Source organism: Stutzerimonas sp. R40042 (assembly GCF_026642215.1).
Classification (GTDB): Bacteria; Pseudomonadota; Gammaproteobacteria; order Pseudomonadales; family Pseudomonadaceae; genus Stutzerimonas; species Stutzerimonas frequens.
Genome location: NZ_CP113258.1, coordinates 227,649 through 247,136, shown reverse-complemented (window position 1 = coordinate 247,136; position 19,488 = coordinate 227,649). Strand labels below are relative to the sequence as shown.

Annotated in this window: 18 protein-coding genes; 11 read left to right on the top strand and 7 right to left on the bottom strand. The window is 65.2% G+C overall.

Annotated elements, in window-relative coordinates:
- Positions 1–5: 5 nt before the first annotated feature.
- A complete protein-coding gene (locus OUY36_RS01075) occupies positions 6–1,388 on the bottom strand; it encodes a sigma-54 interaction domain-containing protein (RefSeq protein ID WP_267938244.1) in 1,383 nt (460 codons plus the stop codon).
- 434 nt (positions 1,389–1,822) lie between these two features.
- On the opposite strand from OUY36_RS01075, the gene OUY36_RS01070 reads away from it, so the two are divergent.
- From OUY36_RS01070 to flhA, 7 genes are all read left to right on the top strand, one after another.
- Complete coding sequence (locus OUY36_RS01070; protein ID WP_267931755.1) at positions 1,823–2,662, top strand: FliM/FliN family flagellar motor C-terminal domain-containing protein; 840 nt, start codon at positions 1,823–1,825, stop codon at positions 2,660–2,662.
- A complete protein-coding gene (gene fliN, locus OUY36_RS01065) occupies positions 2,659–3,030 on the top strand; it encodes a flagellar motor switch protein FliN (protein ID WP_084902919.1) in 372 nt (123 codons plus the stop codon). The genes OUY36_RS01070 and fliN overlap by 4 nt, the downstream gene beginning before the upstream one ends.
- Entirely contained in the window at positions 3,027–3,782 is a 756-nt protein-coding gene (gene fliP / locus OUY36_RS01060) for a flagellar type III secretion system pore protein FliP (protein WP_084902914.1), read from the top strand. Before fliN ends, fliP begins: the two co-directional genes overlap by 4 nt.
- Before the next feature lie 992 nt (positions 3,783–4,774).
- Positions 4,775–5,047: a flagellar biosynthetic protein FliQ gene (locus OUY36_RS01055; protein ID WP_014595416.1), complete on the top strand. Its 273-nt coding sequence runs from the start codon at positions 4,775–4,777 to the stop codon at positions 5,045–5,047.
- A 21-nt stretch (positions 5,048–5,068) separates the two neighbouring features.
- Positions 5,069–5,848: a flagellar biosynthetic protein FliR gene (gene fliR, locus OUY36_RS01050; protein ID WP_267938241.1), complete on the top strand. Its 780-nt coding sequence runs from the start codon at positions 5,069–5,071 to the stop codon at positions 5,846–5,848.
- Complete coding sequence (flhB, locus tag OUY36_RS01045; RefSeq protein ID WP_267936348.1) at positions 5,841–6,983, top strand: flagellar type III secretion system protein FlhB; 1,143 nt, start codon at positions 5,841–5,843, stop codon at positions 6,981–6,983. The genes fliR and flhB overlap by 8 nt, the downstream gene beginning before the upstream one ends.
- On the top strand, positions 6,980–9,076 hold the full coding sequence (flhA, locus tag OUY36_RS01040) for a flagellar biosynthesis protein FlhA (protein WP_267936344.1): 2,097 nt from the start codon (positions 6,980–6,982) through the stop codon (positions 9,074–9,076). Before flhB ends, flhA begins: the two co-directional genes overlap by 4 nt.
- 5 nt (positions 9,077–9,081) lie before the next feature.
- Here the strand turns inward: flhA and OUY36_RS01035 are convergent, their stop codons facing one another.
- The gene (locus OUY36_RS01035; RefSeq protein WP_267936342.1) at positions 9,082–9,423 is read right to left on the bottom strand and encodes a PilZ domain-containing protein; all 342 of its coding nucleotides are present in this window, start codon (positions 9,421–9,423) and stop codon (positions 9,082–9,084) included.
- A 112-nt stretch (positions 9,424–9,535) separates the two neighbouring features.
- Positions 9,536–9,766, bottom strand: a complete 231-nt coding sequence (locus OUY36_RS01030; protein ID WP_110778515.1) for a hypothetical protein — start codon at positions 9,764–9,766, stop codon at positions 9,536–9,538.
- A 188-nt stretch (positions 9,767–9,954) separates the two neighbouring features.
- On the opposite strand from OUY36_RS01030, the gene OUY36_RS01025 reads away from it, so the two are divergent.
- Both OUY36_RS01025 and OUY36_RS01020 read left to right on the top strand, forming a co-directional pair.
- Positions 9,955–11,376, top strand: a complete 1,422-nt coding sequence (locus OUY36_RS01025; RefSeq protein ID WP_267936340.1) for an iron-containing redox enzyme family protein — start codon at positions 9,955–9,957, stop codon at positions 11,374–11,376.
- Between the two features lie 23 nt (positions 11,377–11,399).
- Positions 11,400–12,347 (top strand): class I SAM-dependent methyltransferase, encoded by a 948-nt coding sequence (locus OUY36_RS01020; protein ID WP_267936336.1) that lies wholly within the window; start codon positions 11,400–11,402, stop codon positions 12,345–12,347.
- A 71-nt stretch (positions 12,348–12,418) separates the two neighbouring features.
- Here OUY36_RS01020 and OUY36_RS01015 read toward each other — a convergent pair whose 3' ends face one another.
- From OUY36_RS01015 to OUY36_RS01000, 4 genes are all read right to left on the bottom strand, one after another.
- Positions 12,419–13,351 carry an AEC family transporter gene (locus tag OUY36_RS01015; protein ID WP_267936333.1) on the bottom strand — a complete coding sequence of 311 codons (933 nt, stop codon included), beginning with the start codon at positions 13,349–13,351 and terminating at the stop codon, positions 12,419–12,421.
- 124 nt (positions 13,352–13,475) lie between these two features.
- Positions 13,476–13,994, bottom strand: coding sequence for a transcriptional regulator (locus tag OUY36_RS01010; RefSeq protein ID WP_267936331.1), 519 nt, complete (start codon positions 13,992–13,994; stop codon positions 13,476–13,478).
- A 60-nt stretch (positions 13,995–14,054) separates the two neighbouring features.
- The gene (locus OUY36_RS01005) at positions 14,055–15,227 is read right to left on the bottom strand and encodes a zinc-dependent alcohol dehydrogenase (RefSeq protein WP_267936328.1); all 1,173 of its coding nucleotides are present in this window, start codon (positions 15,225–15,227) and stop codon (positions 14,055–14,057) included.
- A gap of 236 nt (positions 15,228–15,463) precedes the next feature.
- Positions 15,464–16,324 (bottom strand): NAD-dependent epimerase/dehydratase family protein, encoded by an 861-nt coding sequence (locus OUY36_RS01000; RefSeq protein WP_267936324.1) that lies wholly within the window; start codon positions 16,322–16,324, stop codon positions 15,464–15,466.
- 132 nt (positions 16,325–16,456) lie between these two features.
- Here OUY36_RS01000 and OUY36_RS00995 point away from each other — a divergent pair, with 132 nt between their 5' ends.
- Both OUY36_RS00995 and recG read left to right on the top strand, forming a co-directional pair.
- Positions 16,457–17,377 (top strand): hydrogen peroxide-inducible genes activator, encoded by a 921-nt coding sequence (locus OUY36_RS00995; RefSeq protein WP_108241253.1) that lies wholly within the window; start codon positions 16,457–16,459, stop codon positions 17,375–17,377.
- 4 nt (positions 17,378–17,381) lie between these two features.
- Positions 17,382–19,454: an ATP-dependent DNA helicase RecG gene (gene recG / locus OUY36_RS00990; protein ID WP_267936319.1), complete on the top strand. Its 2,073-nt coding sequence runs from the start codon at positions 17,382–17,384 to the stop codon at positions 19,452–19,454.
- Positions 19,455–19,488 lie beyond the last annotated feature (34 nt).

Below are 19,488 nucleotides of genomic sequence, written 5' to 3'. Positions count from 1 at the left end.
ATGATTCAGAAATTCAGCTCGATGCCCTGCTCGCGCATGGCATTGAGGCGGTAGCGCAGCGCGCGCGAGGTCATGCCCAGGCTGGCGGCGGCCTTGGCTTTGTGGCCGTCGAAGCGGCGGATGGTGTCGATCACGTGCTGGTATTCGGCCCACTTGCCGCTGGCGCGCAGCGCCGCCTTGCCGTTCTCCGCGGCGAGCGCCAGCGGCCGCTCGCTGCGTGCCGGCATGCCTGCCGGCACCGCCAGGCCGAGATCCTGCGGCTGGATGAACAGTCCGTTGCGCAGCACCAGCGCGCGCTGCACGGTGTTTTCCAGTTCGCGGGCGTTGCCCGGCCAGTCGTGCTGCAGCAGCGCGCGGCAGGCGTCCTCGGTGAGCAGCTCGTCGTGGGCTTCCTGCGGCGCGTACTTGCTGATGAAGCGGCGCGCCAGCGGCAACACGTCTTCCTTGCGCTCGCGCAGCGGGCTGATATGCAGCGGCAGCACGTCGAGGCGGAACATCAGGTCGGCGCGGAAGCGGCCCTCGGCCACCTCCTGCTGCAGGTCGCGGTTGGTCGCGGCGATGATGCGCACGTTCAGCTCGATCTCGCGGCGTCCGCCGAGGCGCTCCACCCGCTGTTCCTGCAGCACGCGCAACAGCTTGGCCTGCAGTCCCAGCGGCAGTTCGCCGATCTCGTCGAGCAGCAGGGTGCCGCCATTGGCCAACTCGAACTTGCCGGGCTGGGCGCTCACCGCACCGGTGAAGGCGCCCTTCTCGTGGCCGAAGAGAATGGATTCGAGCATCTGCTCGGGGATCGCCGCGCAGTTCACCGCGACGAAGGGCGCGTCCGGGCTGGCGGAAAAGCGATGGATGTAGCGCGCCATCAGCTCCTTGCCGGTGCCGGTCTCGCCGGTGATGAGGATCGGCGCACGGGTCGGCGACACGCGCTGGGCCATGGCCAGCAGGCGGCGACCGGCCTGGGAGCAGGAAACGAAGCTTTCCTGAGCGGCCTCGGCACAGACCTGGCGGCGCAGCAACGCGCCCAGCTGGGTCTCGCTGAACGGCGACAGCAAGTAATCGACGCAACCCAGTTCCAGCAAAGTAGCCGCCTTTTCCTGGTCGGCGTACTCGACTACCGGAATCAGGCAGATATTACGGGCGCGCTGCAGCAGTGTTTGCACCTGCGCGTAAAGCGAACGGGCCGGCAAACTTCCGACCACGATAAATGCCAGAGAAAGTTGCTCGAGCTCGCGCTTGCCAAGTTCCGTCAAATCTTCGTAACGGGCAACTTCGCAGCCCTGTCGGCGCAATCCCGCCTGAAGAAAATTACCAGCCGCCGCTTGCGTACCGCCAATGACGGCGACCTTTTTCAGCGGCAATTCATCGAATAGCTCGTCGCATGAGTAGTTCATTGCCTGACCGATACTTTTCAATGTGACCCACCTTGCCTTCCCGGCACCACTGCAATGACACGAAGCGGCCCAGCGGAATGCGAAAGAAAAAATCTGTTTAATTTTTCGGAACTACCTGCCGCTTTTGGCTTCTGACTCGCAATCGACTCAGCGCACTTTTCGTCGGTACTCCGAACGAGTGCGCGCACGCTATCAGGGCTTTGCGCCATTCACAGAATCAGATCCGCTTAATTGAAATCAACCGATGCCAGATGAGCTCAAAAGAGGTCATTTGATATCTCTTGATTTAACCCTCTCACGCGCCCATGCCTAGGATGGCGGCACGCTAGAGCCGTGCCCGGAAAAACACCCGCGCCAGCCAGCCCACTTGTCTGCACCAATGGCCAGCGGCATCACCGCCGTGTTCACCGACCTCAGGACATACAGTTCACAACATGACTGGCAATGCAAAAGTCCACCATGGCGTGCCCGCCCAAAGCCTGACTGTATTGAAACCGCAGAAGCTGGGACGGCATCACCACAAGATTCCGCAGTACATCAAGGAAAGTACCAACAAGAATCCGCGGCTGATCGGCGATTATTTCCTGCGCAATTACCGCATCAATCTCGAACTGAACCGCATCGATGTTCAGGAAGAGCGCAGCGAAGAGCCGGACTGCATCTATCGCTCGGCCATGGGCAAAGTGGGTTTTTCCATCGACCGTGCATTATTGACCGAGGCACTTGAGTGCTATTACGGCGGCACCGTCATTGCCAGCCAGGACACGCCGCCGATCAGCACGTCGGAACAGCGCATGCGCAATCGGCTGGGCATGGATATCACCGATATATTCGCCCGCTCGATATTGTCCGGCGAGACGTTCGGCAAACTCGACAGTTACCGCAACGATTATGAAGAGACCAGCTGGGAGTATGTGGCCGAGTACGAGTACGTCAGCCATATCACCGGCAGCCGCTCCTCGATCTACATCTATCTGGACACCGAGCTGGTCGATGAACTGACCAGCCGCCTGGCCGGCCCGCCTGCGCCGCGCCAGCCCGGCAACCCCCTCGATCACATCAAGCACCTGCCGGTACGCCTCGATTGCGTGGTGGCCGCGGCACAGATGCCACTGGCCCAGGTGCTCGCGCTGCAGCTCGACGACATCCTCATGCTGCGCCCGCTGGACCGTTACGAAGTGCGCATCAACCAGCAGAAGCTCTATCGCGGCACCATCTTCGAAGAGGATGGCGCCCTGTTTCTCACTTCACTTGAAAGCGTGAACCCCCAATGAACGGCCATCTTTCCGACAACGAATTCGAAAGTCTCATCAACGAAGGCGACCTCAGCCTGGATGCGGTCGACGAGCCCGCTGCACCGGCCCCGGCGGCCGCGCCGGCGCCGCGCCAGGACCTGAGCTTCTTCGGCAAGATTCCGGTGAACGTCACCCTGGAAGTCGCTTCTGCGGAAATTTCCCTCAAGGAGCTGATGGAGTGCGACACCAGCAGCGTGATCGTGCTCGACAAGCTGGCCGGCGAGCCGCTGGACGTAAAGGTCAACGGCACCCTGTTCGCCAAGGCCGAGGTGGTGGTGATGAACGGCAACTACGGCCTGCGCATCGTCGAACTGTCCGGCACCAGCCTGGACGCCTTCACGCCATGAACCTGCGTCGCGGCCTGAGCCTGCTCGGCCTGCTGCTGATCGGGCTGATGCCCCTGGCAGCCCAGGCCGCCGGCGGCGAGATCACCCTGTTCAACCTGAACGATACCGAGAATGGCCAGGAGTTCTCGGTAAAGCTGCAGATCCTCATCCTCATGACCCTGCTCGGCTTCCTGCCGGCGATGCTGATGATGATGACCTGCTTTACCCGCTTCATCATCGTGCTGGCCATCCTGCGCCAGGCCATCGGCCTGCAGCAGAGCCCGCCGAACCAGGTGCTGATCGGCATCGCGCTGATCGTCACCCTGCTGGTGATGCGCCCGGTCTGGCAGGAAATCCACAGCCAGGCCTACGAGCCGTTCCAGAACGACGAGATCACCCTGGAACAGGCGCTGGATTCGGCCAAGGGCAGCCTGGCCGGTTTCATGCTGGCGCAGACCAACAAAAACTCCCTGGAAACCATGGTGGCGCTGGCCGGCGAACAGCTGCCGGAGGACCTCGACGAGCTGGATTTCTCGCTGCTGCTGCCGGCGTTCGTGCTGAGCGAGCTGAAGACCGCATTCCAGCTGGGCTTCATGATCTTCGTGCCGTTCCTGGTGATCGACCTGGTGGTGGCCAGCGTGCTGATGGCGATGGGCATGATGATGCTCTCGCCGATGATGATTTCGTTGCCGTTCAAGCTGATGGTGTTTGTGCTGGTTGACGGCTGGGCGCTGTTGATGGGGACGTTGACCACCAGTATTCAGCCGTTTTAGGTGATGGGGATGAAGGCGTTGGCCGTGCGGTGGGGTTTGGAGAATGGGGAGGCAGGGCACCTTTGCCGCGAAGTGTTTGGGCTTGCCGCTCTCCAAGTACAGCCCATTGGCGCAGTTGGCCGACGCATTGGTTTCGCCCTGCTGGGCGAGTTCCTTTTGGCAGTCGCCCGGATGGCCGGCCCCCCAAAAGGAACCAAAAAGTCTTGCCCCTCCATCCGGGTCTCGCTTCGCGAGACTTCCCTCATTCCATCCCCGCTCCGGGGGCCGGCGTACAAGGGCCATCCATGGCCCTTTATCGCGGGGACGCCCAGTCCTCTCGCGGCATCCATGCCGCTCGCTCCCCTCCGCGCGGATTCCATTCAGCCTCCTGAAAGGGGCGTTCGGCGTCGTCTGGCAGGCCCTGCAATGGAAAAGCGGGAAACGGCGTCGAGCCAAGGTCGATTGACCAATGGCCGTGGAGAATTCGTAGGGTGGAAAACTGCGAAGCATTTTCCACCGCAATCGACGCAGCGATTGGTCTCGAACGTTGCGCGCAAAAATCGGTGGGTAAGCTTCGCGTTACCCACCCTACGCTCCGAAAGAGGCGTTCGCTGTCGCCTGCCAAGTCCTGCGCGTAGTAACCAGCGAAACGCTTTGGATCTATCGCTGCTTGAAAAACTCCAGGCAACTCGGTCCGGATTCCCCTTCAGGAGGCCGAGCACAGGCGTTGCGCAGGGGGGCTCGAGGCATGGATGCCGAGAGAGCCGTGAAGGGACATGGATGTCCCTTCGCGACGACCCCCGGAGCAATGCCGGAGCGAGGGGAGTTTTGCGAAGCAAAACCCGGATGCAGGGGTGGCCTTCTTTTTGGTTACTTTTTCTTGGCCACACAAGAAAAAGTGACGCGCCGTGCAAGGCGCAACCTGTAGGTGGCGCCGAGGAAAGCGCCACGCCCCCATATCTGCGGCCGAGCCAATATGGCTCTTACAAAACGCCCCGCGTGATGGTGCCCCAATGCTAACCCCCGACACCGCCGTCCATATCGTCTCCAACGCCATCCACGTGATCGTCCTGGTGGTCTGCGTGCTGATCGTCCCGAGCCTGCTCGGCGGCCTCTTGATCAGCATTTTCCAGGCCGCCACCCAGATCAACGAACAGATGCTGAGCTTTCTCCCGCGTCTACTGATCACGCTCGGCATGCTGGTGTTCGCCGGGCACTGGATCCTGCGCACGCTGAGCGATCTGTTCATCGAAACCTTCCAGCAGGCGGGTCGCCTGGTCGGCTGAATCATGCCCAACGATCCCCTCATGCACGCCGGCCAATACCTGCAATCGCTGCTCGCCTACTGGTGGCCGTTCTGCCGGATCATGGCCGTGTTCAGCCTGGCGCCGATGTTCAGTCACAAGGCGATCAGCGTGCGTGTGCGCATCCTCCTGGCGCTGGCGCTGACTCTGGTGCTGGGCGCGGCTCTGCCGACACCGCCGGTACTCGATCCGCTGTCGCTCGCCGGCATTCTCGCGGCCATCGAGCAGATCGCCATGGGCCTGCTGCTGGGTCTGGCGCTGCTGCTGGTGTTCACCGTGTTCACCCTGATCGGCGATATCGTCTCGACCCAGCTCGGCCTGTCCATGGCGGTGTTCAACGACCCCATGAACGGCGTGTCCTCGGCGTCGATCATCTACCAGCTGTACTTCATCCTGCTGGCGCTGCTGTTCTTCGCCATCGACGGGCATCTGGTCACGGTGAGCATCATCTACCAGAGCTTCGTCTACTGGCCGATCGGCAGCGGGCTGTTCTACGACGGTCTGCAGACCATCGCCTGGTCGATGGCCTGGGTGCTTTCGGCAGCTCTGCTGATCGCTCTGCCGATCGTCTTCTGCATGACCCTGGTGCAGTTCTGCTTCGGTCTGCTCAACCGCATCTCGCCGGCGATGAACCTCTTCTCGCTGGGCTTTCCCATGGCGATCCTCGCCGGGCTGTCGCTGATCTACCTGACCCTGCCGAACCTGGCCGAGGCCTACCTGCACCTGACCCGCGACCTCTTGGACAAGATCGGCGTCCTGCTCCGGAGCGGCGGCCATGTCTGAGCAGAACAGCAGCCAGGAAAAGACCGAAGAGGCCTCCGAGCAGAAACTCAAGAAGAGTCGCCAGGATGGCCAGGTCACCCGCTCCAAGGACGTCGCCACCACCGTTTCGCTGCTCGCCACGCTGCTGGTGCTCAAGCTCAGCGCCGGGTTCTTTCTCGACGGCATGCAGCAGAGCTTCAGCTACTCCTACATCGACTTCCGGCAGAGCGAGATCGGCGTCGATGACCTGCAGCTGATCCTCACCCACAACCTGCTGGTGTTCATCAGCGTGCTTCTGCCGCTGCTGCTGACGCCGATCCTGGTGATCGCCTTTGCCCTGGTGCCGGGCGGATGGGTGTTCGCCTCGAAGAACTTCGCGCCCAAGTTCAGCAAGCTCAACCCCATCACCGGGCTGGGGCGGATGGTCGGTGCGCAGAACTGGAGCGAACTGGCCAAGTCGCTGCTGAAGATCTCCGCGCTGCTCGGCATCGCCGCCTGGCAGCTGTATTACGCCGCACCACGCCTGATCGCGCTGCAGCGCACCGACATCTTCAGCGCCATCGGCGGCGCCTTCTCGCTGACCTTCGACCTGGCGCTCTCGCTGCTGCTGGTGTTCGTGCTGTACTCCTTCATCGACATCCCGCTGCAGCGCTTCTTCTTCCTCAAGAAAATGCGCATGACCAAGCAGGAGCGCAAGGAAGAGCACAAGAACCAGGAAGGCCGCCCCGAGGTGAAGGCGCGCATCAAGCAGCTGCAGCGTGCGCTGGCGCAGCGGCAGATCGCCAAGGTGATCAAGGATGCCGACGTGGTGATCGTCAACCCGACCCACTATGCCGTGGCGCTCAAGTACGACCCGAAAAAGGCCGAGACGCCCTTCGTCATCGCCCGCGGCGTCGACGAGATGGCGCTGTACATCCGCAAGATGGCCCAGGCCAACGCGCGTGAAGTGGTCGAGCTGCCGCCATTGGCCCGCGCCATCTACTACAGCACCCAGGTCAACCAGCAGATTCCGGCACCGCTCTACACCGCGGTGGCCCATGTGCTGACCTACATCCTCCAGCTCAAGGCCTGGAAACAGGGCCGCCGGCAAGGCAAGCCGGCGCTGGCCAGCAATATCCACATCCCCGAAGAACTGTTCAACCGAGCACGCTCATGAACCTGATGCAGAAACTCACGCCCACCTTCCGCAGCGGTCGAATCGGCATTCCGCTGATCATCCTGTCGATCCTGGCGATGATCATCCTGCCGCTGCCACCGCAGCTGCTGGACATCCTGTTCACCTTCAACATCGCCATGGCGGTGCTGGTGCTGCTGGTCAGCGTGTCGTCGAAGAGCCCCCTGGATTTCTCGCTGTTCCCCACGGTGATCCTGATCACCACGCTGATGCGCCTGACCCTCAACGTCGCCTCGACGCGGGTGGTGCTGCTCGAAGGCCATACCGGCACCGGCGCGGCGGGCAAGGTGATCGAGGCCTTCGGCGAGGTGGTGATCGGCGGCAACTTCATCGTCGGCCTGGTGGTGTTCGTGATCCTGATGATCATCAACTTCATCGTCATCACCAAAGGCGGCGAGCGCATCTCCGAGGTGACCGCGCGCTTCACCCTGGATGCGCTGCCGGGCAAGCAGATGGCCATCGATGCCGACCTCAATGCCGGCCTCGTCACCCAGGAAGAAGCCAAGGCGCGGCGCCAGGAAGTGGCCAAGGAAGCCGACTTCTACGGGGCCATGGACGGCGCCTCGAAGTTCGTCCGCGGCGATGCCATCGCCGGCATCCTGATCCTGCTGATCAACCTCTTCGGCGGTTTCGCCATCGGCGTGTTCGTCCATGATCTGGGCGCCGGCGATGCCTTCAAGCAGTACGCCCTGCTCACCATCGGTGACGGCCTGGTGGCGCAGATTCCGGCGCTGCTGTTGTCCACCGCGGCAGCGATCATCGTCACCCGCATCAACGAATCCAGCGACATTACTAGCCAGGTGCAGCGCCAGCTGCTGGCCAACCCGGCCTCGCTGTACACCGTGGCCGGCATCCTCTTCGTGCTCGGCCTGGTGCCAGGCATGCCGCACCTGGCGTTCATCGGCTTCGCCGCGCTGATCGGCTTCATCGCCTGGCGCGTCTCGCTGCAGCAGCCACCGGCCGAGGGTGCCGATCTCAAGGAGATCCAGCAGCTCGGCCAGGCGATGGACAAGGAAAAGGCCCAGTCGCTGGCCTGGGAAGACATTCCGCTGGTCGAGCGGCTGTCGGTATCGCTCGGCTACAAACTGGTCGGACTGGTCAACGAAGCCTCCGGCGCGCCCCTGACCGCGCGGGTACGCGGCGTGCGCCAGACACTGTCCGAGCACCTGGGATTTCTCCTGCCGGAAGTGCAGATCCGCGACAGCCTGCGTCTGAAGGCCTCGCAGTACGACATCTACATCAACGGCGAGAAGATCGATGGCGCCGAGCTGCACGCCGACCGCCTGATGGCGATCCCGTCGCCGGAGCTGTACGGCGAGATCGACGGCATCCTCGGCACTGACCCGGCCTATCGCATGCAGGTGGTGTGGATTCAGCCGGGCGACAAGTCCCGCGCGCTGAACCTCGGCTATCAGGTGATCGATTGCGCCAGCGTCATCGCCACTCACCTGAACAAGGTGATCCGCGAGCATCTGCCGGACCTGTTCAAGCACGACGACGTCGAGCACCTGATGCAACGCCTGACGCTGCAGGCGCCGAAACTCGCCGAAAGCCTGAAGGGCGCGCTGAGCTATACCCAGCAGATGCGCGTGTACCGTCAGCTGCTGCAGGAGGAGGTGCCGCTGCGCGACATCGAGACCATCGCCAGCACCCTGCTCGAATGCAGCGAGACCACCAAGGACGCGGTGCTGCTGGCCGCCGATGTGCGCTTCGCATTGCGCCGCAGCATCGTTTCGATGGTCGCTGGCGACCGCCGCGAGCTGGGCGTGTTCGTGCTGGAGAACGCTTTGGAGAACACCCTGCTCAACGCCCTGGCCATCGCCCAGCAGGCCGGGCCGGTCAGCCTAGACAACATCCCGGTGGAGCCGAGCCTGCTCAATCAGCTGCAGAACAGCATGCCGGTGGTGAAGGAAAAGCTGCGCAAGGACGGCCATCCGCCGATCCTCACCGTGATGCCGCAGCTGCGCCCGCTACTGGCGCGCTATGCACGGGTGTTCAGCCCGGGGCTGCATGTGCTGTCGCAGAACGAGATTCCCGACCGGGTCGGGGTGAACATCCTCGGCACGCTGGGCTGACGCCGTCAGTAAAGCTTGCGTCGGCGCGGCGCCTGCTGCGCCACCATGGCGGTGAACTCGGGCGACGGCCGGTCGAGGGCGAAGCCCATTTCGAAACTGTTGCGCCGCGAGTCCTTGCGCGACCATTGGCAGATCACCACCACCTCGATCTGCCGCACCCGCTCGCCGTGCTCCGGCACGTGCAGCACCATCTCGTAGCAGCCGCCGACCGCCAGCGGCTGGCTGGCGACCAGGCGCAGGCCGCCGAGCGAGAGATCGGCGACATAGCCCATCGGTTCACCGTTCAGGCGGTTGCTGACCTGGATGCTGCTGATGTGGCGAAAGCTGAAGCGGCTGTGTTGGCGCATGTCCGTTGCTCGGCTGATGGCAGTGATAGAGCCAGCAGGCGACCCAACGTCCGTCGGAGTTAAGTCGCCGCCATCGGCCGCGCGCCGGACACCCCGCAAAACGTGACCCGTATCACCCGCGCCCTCGCTCCGGGTCGCTATTCGACGAATCGTGCAACGCTTCCTCGTCGCTCACCTCCTCGGCCAGTCCCGGCGGCACGTTGTAGGCGCCGCCCGGGACGTCGCTCTCATCGCCGCCAGCAATCTCACCCTGGGTCGAGGTGGTTTCGGGGTTCTGTTCGTGGGCATCACCGCTCTGGTCGATGGACTCGATGCTCTCGCGGCCCGGTTCGTTCTCGCTCATACGCACTCCTCGTTCGCTGTCGAAACCCCGGCCGATCCGGGGTGCCTGGTAAGTGTAGAAAGAGCCGCGCGCTCGGAAGTTGCAGCGTTAGTCCGGCTTTCTGGACCAATGGCCACTCGGCGGGGCAGCTGAACTAAACCAGCAGCCCGGCAGCCAAAACTCAACTGGAACGGCCATAGAACAGAATCATGCAACTGACGTCCCGCAGCCTGCCGAGCACCCCTGCCATCAACCCGGAGCCGGAACAGCCGTCACGGGCGCTGTACTTCGCCCTCGTCCGCGAGGTCGACGACCAGGCGCGGGAGAATGCCGCCGATTACCTACGCACCCAGCTCGAAGCGGCCGCCGCCCTGCCCTGCGACCTGCCGGCGGACCCCGCCGGTCTGGACGCCTGGGTGCTGCAGCGCACCGAAGCGGTAGGCCGTCAGTACCAGGCCTACCTGGAACAGCGCCGGGCCGGCGGGCCGCGCCGCTATTTCCCGAGCAAGGCCCATGCGCTGCACTTTCTGCGTGGCGTGGCGCCGACCAAGCTGGTGGACGGTGCCTGGCTCTACGGCCTGCTGCAGCGGTGGGACGATGCGCGTTTCACCGCGCTGATCCAGACCTACCTGGAGGAGCTCGGCGACGGGCTGCCGGAGAAGAACCACGTGGTGCTCTACCGCAAGCTGCTGGCGAGTCAGGGTTGCGACGACTGGCAGGAGCTGGACGACGAACACTTCGTCCAGGGTGCCATCCAGCTGGCGCTGGCCGAGCACGCCGAGCAGTTCCTGCCGGAAATCATCGGCTTCAATCTCGGTTACGAGCAGCTGCCACTGCACCTGCTGATCACCTCCTATGAGCTGACCGAACTGGGCATCGACCCCTACTACTTCACCCTGCACGTCACCGTCGACAACGCCGACAACGGCCACGCGAAGAAAGCCGTGCAAGGTCTGCTGGATGCCTGGCCGCAGGTGGGCGACAGCGCCGAGTTCTATCGCCGCGTGCGCGATGGCTATCGCCTCAACGACCTGGGCGCCAGCACCGTCTCGGTGATCGGCAACTTCGACCTCGGCCGCGAGGTGCAGCGCATCTTCGAGAAGAAGGCCGCGGTCGGTCAGTTCGTCCACTCCGACTACTGCCGCTTCGAAGGGCGCACGGTCAACCAGTGGCTCGGCGAAGATGTCGAGCAGTTCCTCGCCGTGCTGGACAAGCGCGGCTGGATCAAGCGCGGCCACGACCCGCAGGAAAGTCGCTTCTGGCAACTGATCGTCGGCGAACAGGCGCCCATGTTCGGAGTATTCAGCGCCTACGAGCAGCAGATGATCCATGACTGGATCGCCGACGACTGGCAGGCCGATGGCAAGCGCAGCCCGCGCGGTGCGTTGTTGCAGCGCCAGGCGCTGTTCAACGGGCGCCGCGCCGCCTCGGCGCCGGCCATGCCGCAACCCGCCGAACACGTCAGTGGCAACGATTTCGATGAGGAGCTGCAGCTGCTCGAACAGCAGGTCGCCCGCCTGCCCGACCGCGCTGCCCGCATGCGCCTGCTGCTGCCGCTGCTGGCGCCGCAACGCCATCACAGCGCCGCCGGCCTGCTGGCCACGCGGCTGTTCAACGGCCTGTTCAACTGAAAGGATCGATCAAGGAAAGCACCATGACCATGGACACTGCGCAGGACCGCGCATTGCTGCATCTGGGCCAGGCCCTGCGCGATCGCGGCTATCACTTCATCACGCCCACCCCGCTGACCCACGAACGGGTCAACCAGCGGCCGGAGAATGCGCTGGCCGACGACCTGCACGGGGTGTTCGGCTGGAGCCGGCCCTTCCAGCACGAACTGCTGCCGGGCCCGCTGTTCAGCCTGATGGACCAGGCGCAGGTACTGGAAGCCTGCGGTTCGCGCTGGCGCTCGAAGGTGCGGCTGTCGAGCCTCGACGGCCAGCTGTTCCTGCACTCGGCATTTCCCACCAGCGCCAGCGACGCAGTGTTCTTCGGCCCGGATACCTACCGTTTCGCCAACGCCATCCGCTGCCATCTGAACCAGCACACCGGGATGATCCGCCGCGCCGTGGACATCGGCTGCGGCTCCGGCGCCGGGGCGATTCTCACCGCGCTGGCGCGGCCGCAGGCCGAGGTACTGGCGGTGGACATCAACCCCGAGGCGCTGCGCCTGACGCACATCAACGCGGCGCTGGCCGGTGCCGACAACCTGCGCGCCCTGCACAGCGACCTGCTGAGCGCGGTGGACGGCGAGTTCGACCTGATCCTGGCCAACCCGCCTTACCTAATCGACGCCGACCAGCGCGCCTATCGCCACGGCGGCGGACCATTGGGCGCCGGGTTGTCGCTGGCGATCCTCGATGCGGCGCTGCAGCGACTAGCGCCGGGCGGCACGCTGCTGCTGTATACCGGCGTGGCAATGCTGGACAACCAGGACCCCTTCCTCGCCGAGGTGCGCCGGCGCCTGCAAGGCGGCGCCTTCAGCTGGACCTATCGCGAAGTGGACCCGGACGTGTTCGGCGAGGAGCTGCTCGGCGGCGCCTACATCAAATGCGACCGCATCGCCGCCGTGGTGCTGGAAGTGACGCGACCAGCGAGCTGACCGTAGGGAAAGGGGTGCGTAGGGTGGATAACGCCGCAGGCTTATCCACGCGCCAGATGAACCTGCGCAGTTCAGACCGGCAACAGCACCAGGATTAGCGACAGGGTCAGCAGCGAGCCGAGCGTCGAGTACAGCACCACCCGCGACACCCGCGAGCCTTCGCGGCCGTAGAACTCGGCGAGCATGTACGGTCCGGTACCGGTCGGTAGCGCACTCAGCAGCAGCGCCGAATAGGCCCACAGGGTCGGCAGCTCGAACACCTGAAACGCCAGATACCAGGTGATCAGCGGCTGTACCACCAGCTTCAACCCCACCAGCGGCCACACGCCCTGCACCCGACCGGCCGGCTGTGGCTGGGCGAGGAACAGGCCCAGCGAGACCAGCGCACAGGGCGCCGCCGCTGCGCCCAGCAGGTCGAGCAGGGTGGCCAGCGGCACCGGCAGCGTTGCACCACTGGCTGCCCACAGCGCGCCGAGCATGGGCGCGATTACCAGCGGGTTGCGCACCAGCGCCCAGCTCACCTTGCCCAGCGTGCGCAGCAGGTCCTGACCCGCGTGCAGCCCGGTCTCGACACAGGCCAGGGCGATGGCGAACAGCACGCAAACGACGATGATCGAGGCGACCATCGCCGGCTGCAGTGCCTCGTCGCCGAGCACCAGCATGCACAGCGGAATCCCGACATAGCCGGTATTGGCATACGACGCACCCAACGCATCCAGGCTGGCATCGACCAGCGGCTGCTTCTGCAGCAGGCGATACGCAAGGGTGAAGGCAAACACACCGAGGCAGCCGATGGCGAAGGCGGCGATAAAACCCGGCTGCCAGAGCTGCTCCCAGGTGGAGGTGGCGACCACGCTGAACAGCAGTGCCGGCAGGCCCAGCCAGACCACGAAACGGTTGAGTTCCGAAGCGCCGGTCGGCCCCATGCGACCGGTCCGACGGCACAGGTAGCCGAGCAGGATCAGCGCGAAGACGGGCAGGACAACATTGATGACCGAGGACATGGGCTCTCATCTGCAAACGGAAGCGTCGCTGAGCCCAGCGGGCGGACGACCGGAACGGCCGGCCACCTTAACAAAAACTGCGTCGAACCGAGACCGTACGGCGCCCCGGTTCGACGCGAGGGACTCAGTGCAGCGAGGGCGAGTAGCCGTTGGGCTCGGCGCGCGCCGCGGCAAACTGCGCCTCGACGCTGCCGCGAGCCTGCTGCGTGCCTGTGGGGAAACCGCTGCGATCGCTGTAGTCCCACTCGACCGCTGGCACCCGTTCGGCATCCAGACCCTTGGCGCAGCTCAGGTCCAGTGCGGTGATGCCGGCCACCGCCCCGGCGGCGATGGCCGCGTTGGCCGGCTCGTTGCCGTGTTCGACACTCCAGCCGAGACCGGCCAGATCCAGCGCGTCACCGCCGATGCGGCCATAGATCCAGGGCTTGGGATTATCGGTCAGCAGGATGCCGACCCCGGTGGCGATCTCGCGCAGCCCGCAGGCACGAATCACCGTTTCACTGCCGGACATGCCGATGCAGCGCGCCACCTGCCGCGGCGCCACCAGCTGGACGACGCCCAGGCCGATACTGAACCAGCCCAGTCCCCGCGCCAGCGAGCGCGCCGAATGGTTGGGCCGGGTGACTTGACGTGGAATGCTCATAAAGACTCCTCGCTCGATAAGTGGCTCGGCCGATCCCTACCGTAGGGATCGGCGACCGGTTCATGGCTTGAGGACCACCTTGATGCAGCCGTCATGCTTGTCGCGGAAGGTCTTGTACATCTCCGGGCCCTGCTCGAGGCCGACGCTGTGGGTGATGACGAAGCTCGGATCGATCTGCCCCTCCTGGATGCGCTTGAGCAGGTCGTCGGTCCAGCGGTTGACGTGGGTCTGGCCCATGCGGAAGGTCAGGCCCTTGTTCATCGCGGCACCGAACGGAATCTTGTCGATCAGCCCGCCATAGACGCCGGGAATCGAGATGATCCCGGCCGGGCGGCAGACGTAGATCATCTCGCGCAGCACGTGCGGCCGGTCGCTCTCGAGCATCAGCGCCTGCTTGGCGCGGTCGTACATCGAATCGATCGAACGCGCCGCGTGCGCCTCCATGCCCACCGAGTCGATGCACTTCTCCGGACCCTTGCCGCGGGTCAGCTCCTTGAGCCTTTCGAGCACGCTTTCCTCGTCGAAGTTGATGGTGATGGCACCGCCGGCGCGGGCCATGGACAGCCGCTCGGGTACGTTGTCGATGCAGATGACCTGCTCGGCGCCCATCATGATCGCGCTGCGGATGGCGAACTGGCCGACCGGGCCGGCGCCCCATACCGCCACCGTGTCGGTGGGCTGGATATCGCACTGCGCCGCGGCCTGCCAGCCGGTGGGCAGGATGTCGCCGAGAAACAGCACCTGCTCGTCGGTCAGGCCGTTGGGGATCACCACCGGGCCGACATCGGCGTAGGGCACGCGCACATACTCGGCCTGGCCGCCGGGATAGCCGCCGGTTAGATGGGTATAGCCATAGAGCCCGGCCGTGGTATGGCCGAACACCTTGTCGGCGATGTCCTTGTTGCGGTTGGTACGCTCGCAGACCGAGAAATTGCCGCGCCGACACTGGTCGCATTCGCCGCAGACGATGGTGAACGGCACCACCACGCGGTCGCCGACCTTGAGCTTCTTGTTGGCCGAGCCGACCTCCATCACCTCGCCCATGAACTCGTGGCCCATGATGTCGCCGTGCTGCATGCCGGGCATGAAGCCGTCGTACAGGTGCAGGTCGGAGCCGCAAATGGCGCAGGAACTGACCTTGATGATGGCGTCGCGCGGGTCCTCGATGGAGGGATCGGGGATGTGGTTGTCGCAGCGGATGTCGTGCTTGCCGTGCCAGCGGAGGGCTCTCATGGGACATTCTCCTGATCGGGTGTGCGGAAACGCCGCCTGGTCAGGGCACGGTGAAAACGATGGTTCCGTTCTCACATGGCCTGTGAATGTTCCTTTGCTGCCTCTGTCGCTCCTCTGCGGCCGGTGCGGCGTGCTGTCAGGATTTAGTAAGCAGCGCCGGACGAGAGTTGCCCGCTGGCCGACGGGCTGCATGCCCGCCACGCCGCAGCGGGCGGTGAGCGCAACGGCATCCGTCCCTAGTGGCGGTCGCGCCCGAGCGCGGCGTAGCCGTCACGGTAGCTGGCGAACCGCGGCTTCCAGCCTAGGGCTCGGGCCCGAGCGTTGCTGCAGCGCTTGCTGCCGGCACGGCGGGTCATGCTCTGCTCGGCCCAGTGGGTGACGCCCAGCCGCTCGCGCAGCCAGTCGACCACCTCGTGCAGCGGCGCCGGGTCATCGTCGACACCCAGGTAACAGGGCTGCAGCGCAGCACCACTGGCGTCGCTCTGCAGCAGGAAAGCCAACAGGGCAGCGGCATCGTCACGGTGAATGCGGTTGCTGTACTGCGGCGGGTCGCGCTCGACCCGCAGGCCGGCGCGCACCTGGTTCTGCAACCAGGGCCGGCTCGGGTCGTACAGGCCGCCCATGCGCACACAGGTGGCCGGCAGACCGCACCCCAGCGCCAGCTGCTCGGCCTCGAGCATCACCCGCCCGGTGAAGCCGGTCGGCTCGGTGGGCGAATCCTCGTCGATCCACTCGCCGTCGCGCTGGGCATAGACGCCGGTACTCGACACGAACAGCAGGCGGCGTGGCTGCTGGTTGCGCTGCCGCAGCCAGTCGAGCACGTTGCGCAGCCCTTCGACGTAGGCCTGGCGATAGCCAGCTTCGTCGTGCTCGCTGGCCGACGCGGCATAGACCAGATAGTCCAGCGTGCCGTTGGGCCAGCAGCGCGGACAGCTCGCTTCGGAAAGGTCCCCGCTGACCGGCAGGATCGGCACCGGCAGCTCGGCGGCGTTGCGCCGCAGGCCGTATACCGTCCAGCCGGCACGGCTCAGTTGCAGACCGAGACGACTGCCGACGTCGCCGCAACCTGCGATCAGTACGCTCAGGCGCTTGCCCATCTTCTGCTCCCTCAGTGAGTACCCGAACGCGGGCTGTATGCACTGAAGTGTACCGGCTTTCGCATGCGTGCCACCGGTTGGTTATGGGCAGCGCAAAGGCTATGCTTGCTGGCACTCTGATGGATGCTGACTATGACTCTGACCGAACTGCGCTACATCGTCACCCTCGCCCAGGAACAGCACTTCGGCCGCGCCGCCGAGCGCTGCCACGTCAGCCAGCCGACCCTTTCGGTCGGCGTGAAGAAGCTTGAGGACGAGCTGGGTGTGCTGATCTTCGAGCGCACCAAGAGCGCGGTGCGCCTGACGCCCGTGGGCGAAGGCATCGTCACCCAGGCGCAGAAAGTGCTGGAGCAGGCGCAGAGCATTCGCGAGCTGGCCCAGGTCGGCAAGAACCAGCTGGCCGCACCGCTCAAGGTCGGTGCGATCTACACTGTCGGCCCCTACATGTTCCCGCACCTGATCCCGCAGCTGCACCGCGTGGCGCCGGACATGCCGCTGTATATCGAAGAGAATTTCACCCACGTCCTGCGCGACAAGCTGCGCACCGGCGAGCTGGACGCGATCATCATCGCCTTGCCGTTCCAGGAAGCCGACGTGCTGACCAAGCCGCTGTATGACGAGCCGTTCTACGTGCTGATGCCGGCCGATCACCCGTGGACCGCCAAGGAAACCATCGACGCCGACATGCTCAACGACAAGTCGCTGCTGCTGCTCGGCGAGGGCCATTGTTTCCGCGATCAGGTACTCGAAGCCTGCCCGACCACCCGCAAGGGCGAGGCGGCCAGCCACACCACGGTCGAATCCAGTTCGCTGGAAACCATCCGCCACATGGTCGCCTCGGGCCTGGGCGTGTCGATCCTGCCGCTGTCGGCAGTCGAGAGCCACCACTACTCCCCCGGCGTGCTGGAAACCCGCCCACTGACGCCGCCGGTGCCATTCCGCACCGTGGCGATCGCCTGGCGCGCCAGCTTCCCGCGGCCCAAAGCCATCGAGATCCTCGCCGACTCGATCCGCCTGTGTTCGGTAGGCAAGCCGCCGTCGGCGAAAGCCTGAGGCCATGAGCGAACTGGCGACCGTTCCGGTCACCGCACTCAAGGGCGTTGGCGCCGCACTGGCCGAGAAGCTCGCCAGGGTCGGCCTGGAAACCCTGCACGACGTGCTCTTCCACCTGCCGCTGCGCTACCAGGACCGCACCCGCGTGGTGCCCATCGGCGCGCTACGCCCGGGTCAGGACGCGGTGATCGAAGGCGTGGTGACCGGCGCCGATATCGTCATGGGCCGCCGCCGCAGCCTGCTGGTGCGCCTGCAGGACGGTAGCGGCACGCTGAGCCTGCGTTTCTACCACTTCAGCCAGGCGCAGAAGGAAGCCATGAAGCGCGGCACCCAGCTGCGCTGCTACGGCGAGGCCCGTCCCGGGGCCTCCGGTCTGGAGATCTACCACCCCGAGTACCGCGCACTGACCGGCGAGCCGGCGCCGGTGGAACAGACCCTGACGCCGATCTACCCGACCACCGAGGGCCTGACCCAGCAGCGCTTGCGCAGCCTCAGCGAGCAGGCGCTGAGCCGACTCGGCCCACACAGCCTGCCGGACTGGCTACCGGCGGAGCTGGCTCGCGAGTACCGCCTCGGCCCGCTGGATCAGGCCCTGCGCTACCTGCACCGGCCGCCGCCGGACGCCGATCTGGAAGAACTCGCCGAGGGCCGCCACTGGGCGCAGCACCGCCTGGCCTTCGAGGAACTGCTGACCCATCAGCTGTCGCTGCAGCGCCTGCGCGAGCGGGTACGCGCCCAGCAGGCGCCACAGCTGCCACCGGCCAAGACCTTGCCACAGCGCTTTCTCGCCAACCTCGGCTTCAGCCCCACCGGCGCGCAGCAGCGCGTCGGCGCCGAGATCGCCTATGACCTGGCCCAGCACGAGCCGATGCTGCGCCTGGTGCAGGGCGACGTCGGCGCCGGCAAGACCGTGGTCGCCGCCCTCGCCGCCCTGCAGGCACTGGAAGCCGGTTACCAGGTGGCGCTGATGGCGCCGACGGAAATCCTCGCCGAGCAGCACTTTCTCAACTTCAGCAAGTGGCTCGAACCGCTCGGCATCGAGGTCGCCTGGCTGGCCGGCAAGCTCAAGGGCAAGGCCCGCGCCGCGGCGCTGGAGCAAATCGCCGGCGGCTGCCCGATGGTGGTCGGCACCCATGCGCTATTCCAGGACGAGGTGGTGTTCAAGCGCCTGGCCTTGGTGATCATCGACGAGCAGCACCGCTTCGGCGTGCAGCAGCGCCTGGCCCTGCGGCAGAAGGGCATCGACGGCCGGCTCTGCCCGCATCAGCTGATCATGACCGCCACGCCTATTCCGCGCACCCTGGCGATGAGCGCCTACGCCGACCTTGATACCTCGATCCTCGACGAACTGCCGCCGGGGCGCACGCCGGTGAACACGCTGGTGATCGCCGACAGCCGGCGCCTGGAGGTGATCGAGCGGGTGCGCATCGCCTGCAACGAGGGCCGCCAGGCGTACTGGGTGTGCACCCTGATCGAGGAATCCGAGGAGCTCACCTGCCAGGCCGCGGAAACCACCTTCGAGGATCTATCCGCTGCCCTCGTGGGCCTGCGCGTCGGGCTGATTCACGGCCGCATGAAGCCGGCCGAGAAGGCCGCGGTGATGGAGCAGTTCAAGCGCGGCGAGCTACAACTGCTGGTCGCCACCACCGTCATCGAAGTGGGCGTCGACGTGCCCAACGCCAGCCTGATGATCATCGAAAACCCGGAGCGCCTGGGCCTGGCCCAGCTGCATCAGCTGCGCGGGCGGGTCGGCCGTGGCAGTGCGGCAAGTCATTGCGTGCTGCTGTACCATCCGCCGCTGTCGCAGCTCGGCCGCGAGCGGCTGGCGATCATGCGCGAAACCTGCGACGGCTTCCTGATTGCCGAAAAGGATCTGGAACTGCGCGGCCCCGGCGAGATGCTCGGCACGCGCCAGACCGGCCTCCTGCAGTTCAAGGTCGCCGATTTGATGCGCGACGCCGAGCTGTTACCAGCGGTGCGTGATGCCGCGCAGGAACTGCTGGCGCACTGGCCGCAGCACGTCAGTCCGCTGCTCGAGCGCTGGCTGCGTCACGGCCAGGAATACGGTCAGGTATGACAACCATCCGTCGCCGCAGCGTCCGCGCCTGACG